Source organism: Moraxella sp. CTOTU47915, from assembly GCF_031986685.1.
GTDB classification, from domain to species: domain Bacteria; phylum Pseudomonadota; class Gammaproteobacteria; order Pseudomonadales; family Moraxellaceae; genus Faucicola; species Faucicola tetraodonis.
The window spans coordinates 1-10,651 of the sequence record NZ_DAMAAE010000025.1 but is presented as its reverse complement, the minus strand read 5'-3'; the positions used below and the strand labels follow the sequence as shown (position 1 = coordinate 10,651).

Sequence of the window (10,651 nt, the reverse complement as noted above, 5' to 3'; positions counted from 1 at the left end):
AACTTTCCTAAAAAGCTGGAAAATCACTTTAAAGCCTTTGATTTAGCTTTCTTTGGGGTCAGCACAGAAAACGGACCATATAGGGTGGTAAGTACATTTGTTTAGTATTTAAATTACTGTGATAGGTAAAACTCATCATTGGAACAACTGATCTCTGCTGTCAAGAACGGAGAAAAACACTTGGTAGATTATGTCAGGCAGCCTGACGGTAAAAGGGGTCAGCACGTAATTCGGTTCATATTGTACGCTAGGTACATTTATTGAATTTTATGTGTTTGTTGTTTAATAAATTTATGAAAATACTCTTAATTAAATTGCATATTATTCATCTCTATTAAAAAGGCAAAGGGTAAAAAAAATAAGTCTTTGATTTTAATAAATTTATTAATAAACAAAATTCCTTAGCGTACTATTTTCTCCGAATTCTGTGCTGACCCCTAAACACAAGAAAACGTATGTAAGTTATTCATGAAAAAAGAAAACGCCCAAAAAAGTCCGCCTGCAACTACAGGAGAACTGAAACAAGTAGGTAAGTGAACTACTAGATTGGACGAATCATCAGGTAAGCCTTTTTAAGGTTAGTAAGGATATGGCATTGATAAATAATCATCATGCCTAAGTAGAAGTGGCGTCAGCGTATCAAAAATTGCTGCATAAATCAACGCCACATGGCATGGTAAAAATGATAATTTTATAGGTAAACCCTGATAAAGCCCCCACGTTATGGCTGATTGGGTGGAATAACTTCGCCATCTTCTTTCACAAACGGCTCGGTGAGTGGTTTATCTAACAAATCAAGCACCACTTCAGACGGGCGACATAGCTTTACGCCTTTATCACTGACCACAATCGGACGATTAATCAAAATCGGCTCAGCCAGCATATGTTGGATAATGTCATCATCGCTTAAATCTGGATTGTCTAACCCACGCTCAGCAAACGGCGGCACATTGGTACGCACTAACTGTCCTGGCATCATCGCCATTTGCTCAAGTAATTCTCGCAGTTTTGCTTCGCTAGGTGGTGTTTGAAGGTAATAGATAATATTCGGCTCACCATTTACGTGACGAATTAGTGCTAAGGTGTTGCGAGACGTGCCGCAATTGGGGTTATGATAAATGGTAATATCTTGCATGATAATTTCCTAAAATTGTGTTTATAGACTGGTTTGATTCACCCGCTGCATCAACGCTTCGGCACTCTCGACTCGTTCAGAATAACGATTCACCAAGTAATCTTTGTGATCACGGGTCAATAGGGTAAATTTCATCAACTCTTCAACCACATCGACAATGCGTAGAAAGTACCCCGATGGCTTCATCCTATCGTTTTCATCAAATTCCAAAAACGCTTTGGCGACTGACGACTGGTTAGGAATCGTGAGCAGCCGCATCCATCGCCCCAAAATCCGCATTTGATTGACCGCGTTAAACGATTGTGACCCGCCAGAGACTTGCATCACGGCTAAGGTTTTACCTTGGGTCGGACGCACTGCACCCATCGATAGGGGAATCCAGTCGATTTGGGTTTTCATGACGCCGGTCATCGCCCCATGACGCTCGGGGCTACACCAAATCATGCCTTCGCACCAATTGACTAATTCGTAGAGCTCTTGGACTTTGGGGTGTTGACTGTCCGCATCATCAACCAGTGGCAATCCTGCTGGGTTATAAATCTTGACCTTAGCCCCCATGGCAGTTAGCAAACGGGCACACTCTTCAATCACCAACCGACTAAAGGAACGCTCACGCAGCGAGCCATACAGCAATAAAAATTTGGGCGGTGTTGTCGATAAATCGCCTTTAAAATCCTGCACGGTGGGATGATGAAAGTGTGCTTCGTCCAACTGTGGCATGGACAAATCATTGACCGTCAATGTCTTAGGGTTGATATCAGTGTGTTTTTGCATGCTTGTCATAATTCATGCCTTTACCAGTTGTTGTAATGCCTCTAGCTGTTCTGCCTTGGGGCGTTTGGCAATGTCGATCAGTTGTTCGACCCGTTGCTCGATTTCTTGAATCGTCGCCAAAAAAGCTTGGCGTTTTTGTTCATCGCTGCCGTCAAGTTTGGATGGGTCAGACAAGCCCCAATGCAGTTTTGGGATATTGCCAAGCCACAATGGACAACTTTCGCCTGCGGCTTGGTCACACACGGTAATGACCACATCGGGGATAAAATCATCCCCATTTTCATCTTTTAAGCTCTCCCAAGATTTACTGGTTAAGTCCGCCGTGTCATAGCCCATTTCACTTAGGTATTTGAGCGATAAGGGATGCACTGCGCCACTTGGCTGACTGCCCGCGCTCATCGCATTGATGATACCTTGGGCATTTTGTCGGGTGATGGCTTCCGATAAGATACTGCGACAGCGGTTATGGGTACAAATATATAAGATATTCATGGTTATTCGGTATCCGCTACAATCGTGGTTTGTTCAGCAATGTCTTTGACCTGTTTGGTGAGGGCTAATTTATCCAGTTTTTCAATCGGTAAACTGTCTAACAAGCGAATACGGTTAACGAACTGATGCTGTACTTGGCTAAATGCCCGTTGTTGCTCTGTCTCATCGGTAATCGTTGACGGGTCAGCCATGCCCCAATGTGCCGTCACAGGTTGTCCTGGCCATACGGGGCACGCCTCACCTCGGGATTGATCACAAACCGTAATAATAAAATCCATCACAGGGGCGTCAGGTTGGGTAAACTCCAGCATATCTTTACTGCGCAAACTGTCTGTGTCGTAGCCTTGCGCCTTTAAATGCTCAATAGTTTTTGGGTGGACACCGTTGCCGTCTGGGTTACTACCCGCACTGTAAGCGGTAAATTTTTCAGGCAAAATGGTATTGGTAATCGCTTCAGCAATGATACTGCGACAGCGGTTATGGGTACAAATAAATAAAATGTTATAAGGTGGTTTGTTGGTCATGGTTTTTTTCTCTTATGGATGAATAAATAGGGCTAATGAAAATTCATGATAAATTGATTACATTGACTGATGATGAAACGTTCGCTAAAAGCAGGGTGTTTGACCAAACTAATTGATTAAACTTAACCACCCTACCAAGGCGACCAAGGTTGCCAATAGCACAGGGATGGTTAAAATCATCCCGACTTTAAAATAATAACCCCAACTGACCTGGATATTTTTAGTCGCCAACACATGCAACCAAAGCAGGGTCGCAAGCGAACCAATCGGGGTAATTTTTGGCCCCAAATCACAGCCAATCACGTTGGCAAACACCATGGCTTCTTTAATCATTGGACTTGTAATATGCGCCCCATCAATGGCGAGGGCTTGGATCAGCACCGTTGGCATATTGTTCATCACCGACGATAAGATGGCGGACAAAAAGCCTGTGCCCACGGTTGCCACGAGCAGTCCTTGTTGTTCAAGCCCTTGTAACAACGTGGCCAGATAATCGGTTAAACCCGCATTTTTTAGCCCATACACCACCAAATACATACCGAGTGAGAAAATCACGATTTGCCATGGGGCGTTTTTGACCACAGGCATAATCGACAACTTTTTCCCCATATAAGCCACTATTAGCAACACTAGCGCACCTAGGCCAGCAATCACGCTAATCGGCACACCCATCGGCTCAAACACAAAAAACCCGAACAACAACGCCGCTAGTACCACCCAACCCGTTGTAAAAGTCGCTTTATCGGTAATCGCTGAATTTGGCTCATCAACCCATTCCAACGCATAGGCATTGGGTATGTCTTTACGATAAAACCCATACAACACCACTAGTGATGCTAATACGGATACAAGATTCACCGGCACCATCACCAACGCATAACGGTCAAACGGTACCTTAAAAAAATCCGCCGATACAATGTTGACGAGATTCGATACCACCAAGGGCAAGCTTGCCGTATCGGCAATAAAGCCTGCTGCCATAATAAATGCCAATGTGGTGGCAGGGCTAAAGCGTAATGCGGTCAAAATCGCAATCACAATCGGTGTTAAAATCAGCGCCGCCCCGTCATTGGCAAAAAATGCCGATACTACTGCCCCTAGCAGTACGATAAAGGCAAATAACCAATGACCATTGCCCTTGGCAAAACGCGCGACATGCAAGGCAACCCATTTAAAAAACCCCGCTTCATCAAGAAGCAAGCTGATGATGATAATGGCGATAAAAGCAAAGGTGGCATTCCAGACAATATCCCACACCACAGGAATATCATCCATACCAATCACCCCTGTCATGAGTGCCAACATCGCCCCGATGGTCGCTGTCCAACCAATGCCTAAGCCTTTAGGTTGCCAAATCACAAAAATCAGCGTGAGCAAGAAAATGATAGCGGCGATTGCCATAATGAATATCCAGTGCTATAGTTAGCAACATGATAATTTATATATTCGGATATGTAAATATATGAAAGAGAAATTTTTACCGCATGAGTTTTTTAAAGCATTGGGCGACCCAACGCGCTTAAGCATTATTCAACTGCTCAATGAAAAACAGTCGCTGTGCGTGTGTGATATCATCGATACCCTCAATCAGCCACAACCCACCATCTCACGACATCTTAACCAGTTAAAAACCATTGGCATATTGACCAGCGAGCGAAAAGGGACTTGGATTTGGTATAGCATTGACAACGATTTATCAGATTGGTGTAACACGGTGATTACTGCTTTGCCTGAGTTTAACCCTGAACTTGTCTAGGAACCCGCCTAGCTCATGAAGCAGATTTTATTCACGGTGGTTTTATTTGCGATAACGGCCATTGCCGAAATCGTCGGTTGTTATTTGGGTTATCAATGGTTGGTTGAGAAAAAACCGCTTTGGTATCTCATCCCATTGGTGATTAGTTTAGCCATCTTTGTGTGGTTATTGACTTTGCACCCAACGGCGACAGGGCGTGTGTATGCTGCGCATGGTGGCATTTATGTGGCTGTCGCCTTAATGTGGCTACACCTTGTCGACAAAGTCACGTTAATGGCATGGGACATCGCAGGAGGTAGCGTTGTACTACTCGGTGTCTGTATTATTATTTTTCAGCCATACGCCTTTAGTAAAAACTTTTGACTTAATCAGGCTATTTAAACCATTATCCATCTGAAGTGTCACTATTAGGCGCATTGCGTTGTGTGGGTGTGGTTAAAAATGGGGGTGTCATCTCTAAAGGATTGATAATTTGACGTTGAGACTGGGTTGCCATTGCCCACCACTGTAGCTGTAAAAAGCTACGAGCCAAGTAACTTTGCCAATCCTCGGTATTCACCGTGGGTAAAAAATGACCCTGTTCATCAAAGACTTCTTGCGCTTTTGGAATATGAATCATAGCTGATACCGCTAGACAGCCCAATTCTGCTAAAAAAGTGCGCATATTGATGGCCGCTCGCATACCGCCCCATTGCCCTGCTGAATAAGTGACAATGCTACTTGGCTTGAATGAAAATAATGAGCTGCCAAAGTGATTGAGTAAGTCCATCAAGGCAGGACTCATAGCGTGGTTATATTCGGGACTTACCATCACATAGCCGTCCGCTTGGGCGATTTTATTCGCCAGACGCTCTAACGGTTCAGGTGCTTTACCTTTAGCATAGGCAAAATGCGGTTTAAAAACCGGTCCTAATGGATAATCGAGTGGGTCAATGATTTCCACGGTAATGTCTGGAAACGCGGCTTGCAAATACCGCTCACAAGCCAATGCCACACGCTCACCGAGTCTGGCAGGTTTTGGTGGGGTGCTATCGCGTACCGAACCTAAAAAAATAAGAAAGTTCATTAATTCATTTCCAAACTTGTAAGTTTAATAAGAATAATGGAATTATGCTTAATTGTAGCGGTCAAGTTTAATTAGACAGCCTTTAAGAGATTTTGATTAAAAAACTGTATTTCTTTCTCGACTAGTGTTAAGTAATCATTGAAGCTGTGTGGTCTAACTTGACGGTAATAGCCGATGATATAACTGGCGACATCGACTCTTGCTTGAGCCAAATCATCATATCCTTTTCTGAGCATCCACTCTGTCTTAAAGGGGTCAGCACGGAATTCGGACCATATAGGGCGGTAAGGAATTTTGTCGAGTTTTAATTCATTTTAAAACAATCACTTATCCAGATGCAATACTGTAAAGCTAGATTAAGCACGCTAAAGCCATCTTAGTGGTCTAAACTTCCCATCTCCGATTCTCGCATTACTTTTCCAAAGGTAATCACCTGTCAAATTGAACCGTCCTGGTATTATCGGAGACAGGTTTGCTTGAGTCAAGCAGCATAGCCTGACGGAATTAATGAACAATAGTAGATATTTTCCGCATCAATAGGCGACAAATATCCATTTCTAGAATGTAATCGCTCATGGTTGTACCAGTGTACCCAATCAAGGGTCGCTAGCGCAACATCATTTACGCCATCCCATTCCTGTTTCAAATAATCAATCACCTCCGCTTTATATAGCCCATTCACACTTTCAGCTAGGGCATTATCTGAGCGAGGAAATAGCGAAGCATTGCTTCGCCCGAGTGCAAGACGTAGGGCTATGCCCGAAGTGGAATCGCCTGTCGTGCCGACTGATGCAGCAAGCCCCGATTGTTTAAGCCGTTCACCGTACTTAATCGATAGATACTGACTACCTTTATCAGAATGATGAATTACTCCGCTTGGTCTGCCTCTAGCGTCTAATGCTTGATTTAGGGCATCTAGAACTAGCTGAGTGTCCATATGATTCGATACTTTCCAACCCACAATAACTCGCTTGAATACGTCGATGACAAAGGCGGTATAGACCCAGCCTGATTTAGTTTTAATGTAGGTAAAGTCAGCCACCCATAGCTTATTTGGAGCGTCAGCGGTAAAGTTACGTTTGACCAAATCATCGGGCTTGTCTTGATCGTCTCTCTGCTTCGTGGTGATTTTGCCTTTGCCTCGCCATACGCCTTGAATACCTAGCTGTTTCATCAGGCGTTCAACGGTGCAACGACCTAATTTGGGCAAACCATCTTGCTTAAGCTTATGCCAGACTTTACAAATGCCGTAACGACAGCCACTGTCTCGCCAAATCTGTTTGATTTGCTCCATAAGGTGCTTGTCGCTTTGTTTGCGTCGGCTTTGCTTCTCTGGGTTCTCTTGTTCATCTTTGATGCGATAGTAGGTGGATGGGGCAATTGGCAGTATTCTACAAATCGGCTCGACCCCATATTTTTCTTTTTCATCATCAATGAATTTGACCATCACTTGGGTTTGCGGCCCTTCTCCGCCTGGGCGAAAAAAGCGGCTGCCTTGCGAATGATTTCGTTCGCTTGTTTGAGTTCTCTGATTTCTCGCTCAAGTTCAGCGATACGAGCCGCTTGGCTCTCAGTGCTAACCGTCACAGGATTTTGCTTAGCTAGGTGCTTTTGATGCCATGAGCGTAGGGTTTCAGGGGTACAGCCAAATTTGGGGGCGATGGCTTGGATGGCCGCCCATAATGAGGGATAATCTTTTTGTGATTCAATCAGTAATTCGACGGCTCTTTTCTTAACTTCTGTTGGGTATTGTTTGCTTTTCATAAGGGTATTGTCTCAGAGTTTTAGGTCTCCGACAATCCCGGGGCGGTTCATTTCTTGATTGAGACGGTGTTTGATGAGTTAAAGAATATTTGCCATATCGAGCATTCAAGGCATCGTAGCCATGTTGGGTTTATGAGTAATTTGGTGGCAGGGCTGATTGCTTATTGCCATCAACCCAAGAAGCCGACACTTAAAAATGTGCTGATTGAACCTTTCGTCGCTAAGATTGCTTGTTAATTCAAAGCCTTAGAGTATGGCTTATGTCGAACTGGGGTTAATTAGTAGTAGCCTAATAACTTCCACCACACGAGACCGACCACTAGCCATAACAGTGAGTTCACGATACTCATGACAAAGCCGGCTTTCCACCATTCACCCAATGTGGCAAAGCCAGAACTGAAAATCACGGGCGCTGTACCTGTCGCATAATGGGTCAAACTCATCATAATATTACCGGCTGATGCCAAAATCAGTGCATACAGTAGCGGTGGCGCACCCAACGCCAGACCCACCCCATAAAATGCGGCAAACATTGCGGTGATGTGTGCCGTGGTACTGGCAAAGAAGTAATGGGTGTACAGATAGACCAAGGTTAAAATCGCACACGCACCGACCCAACCAATGCCCAAATGACCAATACCGGTTTGGATATTGGTGGCAAACCATTTGATTAAGCCCAATTTATCCAAAAACGTTGCCATCATTACCAACGCACCAAACCATACAATCGTATCCCATGCTGATTTTTGCTTCAGCACATCATCCCACGTTAGCACGCCTGAGAGTAATAGCAAGCTTAAACCAATCAATGCCGCTGTGGTCGCATCGACACTAAATGCCTCACCCAAAATCATCGCTGGTATATTCGCCCACAATATCAACATCAGCGCAAAAACGCCTAACATAATTTTTTCGTCTTTATGAATCGGGCCTAACGCTTTTAGATTTTCTTTGGCAAATTCAGTTGCGTTCGGTGTGGTTTTTATTTCCGGTGGATACAGTTTATAAATCACCAATGGCATCACTAGCAGACACACCACACCGGGGACAAACATCGCTACCGCCCACGTTGTCCAGCTTAAATGAATTTGTTGACCGGTTAATTTACCCACGAGTTCAACGACCAATGGATTGGGTGCTGTTGCTGTGATAAACATGCCCGAGGTAATGGGGTTAGCATTATAATTCACTAAGGACAAATAACGACCCACACGGTTTTGGGTATTGTTCTCGACATCCGACCCTAAAGAGTGCGAAATCGCCTTCATAATCGGGTGAATAATACCACCGCCGCGCGCGGTATTTGATGGGGTAATCGGTGCTAAGACCAGTTCTGCCAACACGAACGAATAGCCGATGCCCAAAGTCTTTTTACCAAATATCGAGATAAAATAATAACCAATACGCTTACCCAACCCTGTCTTGGTCAACCCATACGAAATCATGACCGCAATACCAATCAGCCAAATTAGCGTACTCGATAAACTCGATAAGGCATCTTTGACTGCGACTGCCGGCTTATCACTGGTCACGCCTGTCAAAGCAACGACTGCCATAGACAGCATGGCTAACGCACCAATTGGCATCGCTTTACCAATAATTGCCGCAATTGTACCGATAAATATCGCTAGCAAATGCCAAGCTTCTGGCTTAACGCCTTCGGGTACGGGAATCACAAACCAAATAATCAGTGTCAATACCACGGCAATCGCCATCGGAATTGGCGCAAAGCCTAATCCTGTACTGCGATGTTCATCCGGTACAGGCGTCGTTGTATTGGGTAATGGCGTTGTCTTAGGCGCTTCAGTTATCTTGGGTGGTTCAGTTGGTGGTGTGGATGGTGAAGAATTGGGCTTATCAGGCAATGACATGGGGTACCTCCATCGTTCAATAAACAAAAAAATCTTAACCTGAATTCGACATAAGAAAGGATAAAAAAAAGAAGTCCAATGAACTGTACTGGAATTGTCGGCCACAGATTATCTTGAGTCACGCAGCATAGCCTGACGGAATTAATGAACAATAGTAGATATTTGCTGCGTCAATAGGCGACAAATACCCGTTGGTAATCGACGGCTTTTTTCTTAACTTCTGTTGGGTATTTTTTGCTTTCCATAAGAGTATTGTCTCAGAGTTATAGGTTTCCGACAATCCCGAGACGGTTCATACAGAGTTCGGATCAAACAGCATAGATCACTTTTTTATTGCCCAATGATTATCTAAATACCATACCGCCATCGGTCAAAATAGTTTGACCCGTAATATAGTTGGCATCATCAGAAGCTAAAAATGATACTAAATTTGCTACATCTTCAGGTTCCTCTGGTCTTCCGACTAAAATACCCTGTGTAAATTCTTTCCACGCTTGTTTTGGCTCATAACCTTTATGTTTGACAAATGCCGCATCAATTCGCTCCCACATAGGGGTATCAGCCACCCCAGGACAATAGGCATTTACACGAATATTATATTGGGCTAATTCTTTAGCAGTTGAGTGGGTAAATGAACGTACTGCGTGTTTAGTGGCGCTATATAAGCTTAGCATTTCATATGACTCATGTCCTGCAATACTACAAGCATTGATAATCTTACTCACGTTGTTTTGTTTTTTCATCTGCTCGGCGGCTGCTTGCGTGCCAAACACCACGCCTTTGATATTCACATTCATTACACGGTCAAGCTCTTTTTCTTCAATTTCTAAAAACGGCTCAACCGACTCCACCCCTGCGTTATTGACAAACACGTCAACCTGCCCAAAGGCTTTCACCGCTTCTTCGATAAGGCGAAATTGGTCGGCACGTTTTGACACATCGCCCACCACCGTGATGCTTTCATACCCTGCTTTGTCAAATTCGGCTTTGGCTTTTTTTAGATTATCTTCGCTGATGTCGTGTAGCACCACTCGAAAACCATCTTTGGCAAGACGAGTCGCAATGGCATTACCCAGACCCCCTGCCGAACCTGTTATGACTGCAACTTTTGCGTTGGATTTTGTAGATCTAGTCATTATGATTCCTTATTGGTGAAAAAAATTAAAAAATACATCGTATCAAAAAACGCTATCTTTTGAGTATAACAAACGTTGTATAGTTAAAACCGAATTATACCAAGCAACTTTCAACACAATCCTTAAGCGTATC

11 protein-coding genes, 1 pseudogene and 1 other annotated feature are annotated in these 10,651 nt (G+C 43.9%); of the genes and pseudogenes, 3 read left to right on the top strand and 9 right to left on the bottom strand.

Features of this window, described 5'->3' with window-relative positions; genetic code table 11:
• Nucleotides 1–721: 721 nt before the first annotated feature.
• The 5 genes from arsC to RTL34_RS11185 all read right to left on the bottom strand — a co-directional run bounded on the left by arsC (nucleotide 722) and on the right by RTL34_RS11185 (nucleotide 4,326).
• The gene (arsC, locus tag RTL34_RS11205; protein WP_472796845.1) at nucleotides 722–1,138 is read right to left on the bottom strand and encodes an arsenate reductase (glutaredoxin); all 417 of its coding nucleotides are present in this window, start codon (nucleotides 1,136–1,138) and stop codon (nucleotides 722–724) included.
• Nucleotides 1,139–1,156: 18 nt separating this feature from the next.
• The gene (gene arsH / locus RTL34_RS11200) at nucleotides 1,157–1,918 is read right to left on the bottom strand and encodes an arsenical resistance protein ArsH (protein ID WP_472796844.1); all 762 of its coding nucleotides are present in this window, start codon (nucleotides 1,916–1,918) and stop codon (nucleotides 1,157–1,159) included.
• A 3-nt stretch (nucleotides 1,919–1,921) separates the two neighbouring features.
• A complete protein-coding gene (locus RTL34_RS11195; RefSeq protein WP_312116954.1) occupies nucleotides 1,922–2,401 on the bottom strand; it encodes an arsenate reductase ArsC in 480 nt (159 codons plus the stop codon).
• 2 nt (nucleotides 2,402–2,403) lie between these two features.
• Entirely contained in the window at nucleotides 2,404–2,925 is a 522-nt protein-coding gene (locus RTL34_RS11190) for an arsenate reductase ArsC (protein ID WP_065263985.1), read from the bottom strand.
• Between the two features lie 108 nt (nucleotides 2,926–3,033).
• Nucleotides 3,034–4,326, bottom strand: coding sequence for an arsenic transporter (locus RTL34_RS11185; protein ID WP_312116951.1), 1,293 nt, complete (start codon nucleotides 4,324–4,326; stop codon nucleotides 3,034–3,036).
• A 61-nt stretch (nucleotides 4,327–4,387) separates the two neighbouring features.
• On the opposite strand from RTL34_RS11185, the gene RTL34_RS11180 reads away from it, so the two are divergent.
• On the top strand, nucleotides 4,388–4,681 hold the full coding sequence (locus RTL34_RS11180) for an ArsR/SmtB family transcription factor (RefSeq protein ID WP_007116031.1): 294 nt from the start codon (nucleotides 4,388–4,390) through the stop codon (nucleotides 4,679–4,681).
• 15 nt (nucleotides 4,682–4,696) lie between these two features.
• Entirely contained in the window at nucleotides 4,697–5,044 is a 348-nt protein-coding gene (locus RTL34_RS11175; protein WP_159772875.1) for a YnfA family protein, read from the top strand.
• Between the two features lie 22 nt (nucleotides 5,045–5,066).
• Here the strand turns inward: RTL34_RS11175 and RTL34_RS11170 are convergent, their stop codons facing one another.
• The gene (locus RTL34_RS11170) at nucleotides 5,067–5,747 is read right to left on the bottom strand and encodes an NADPH-dependent FMN reductase (protein WP_312116947.1); all 681 of its coding nucleotides are present in this window, start codon (nucleotides 5,745–5,747) and stop codon (nucleotides 5,067–5,069) included.
• A gap of 481 nt (nucleotides 5,748–6,228) precedes the next feature.
• Nucleotides 6,229–7,511 (bottom strand): IS3 family transposase gene (locus tag RTL34_RS11165; protein ID WP_312116945.1). Its coding sequence is split into 2 segments (ribosomal slippage): nucleotides 6,229–7,235 and nucleotides 7,235–7,511, totalling 1,284 coding nucleotides; the frame shifts between segments, so codons are not numbered across the junction.
• Nucleotides 7,120–7,236 (bottom strand) — a sequence feature (AL1L pseudoknot). (Overlaps the previous gene by 117 nt.)
• 54 nt (nucleotides 7,512–7,565) lie before the next feature.
• Here RTL34_RS11165 and RTL34_RS11160 point away from each other — a divergent pair.
• Nucleotides 7,566–7,748 (top strand): annotated as a pseudogene (locus RTL34_RS11160) (transposase); the annotation flags it as partial.
• Nucleotides 7,749–7,789: 41 nt separating this feature from the next.
• On the opposite strand, the gene RTL34_RS11155 reads toward RTL34_RS11160, so the two are convergent.
• Together RTL34_RS11155 and RTL34_RS11150 are read right to left on the bottom strand one after the other, a co-directional pair.
• On the bottom strand, nucleotides 7,790–9,226 hold the full coding sequence (locus RTL34_RS11155; protein ID WP_040403551.1) for a DASS family sodium-coupled anion symporter: 1,437 nt from the start codon (nucleotides 9,224–9,226) through the stop codon (nucleotides 7,790–7,792).
• A 500-nt stretch (nucleotides 9,227–9,726) separates the two neighbouring features.
• Nucleotides 9,727–10,518 carry an acetoin reductase gene (locus tag RTL34_RS11150; RefSeq protein WP_007116064.1) on the bottom strand — a complete coding sequence of 264 codons (792 nt, stop codon included), beginning with the start codon at nucleotides 10,516–10,518 and terminating at the stop codon, nucleotides 9,727–9,729.
• Nucleotides 10,519–10,651: the final 133 nt, after the last annotated feature.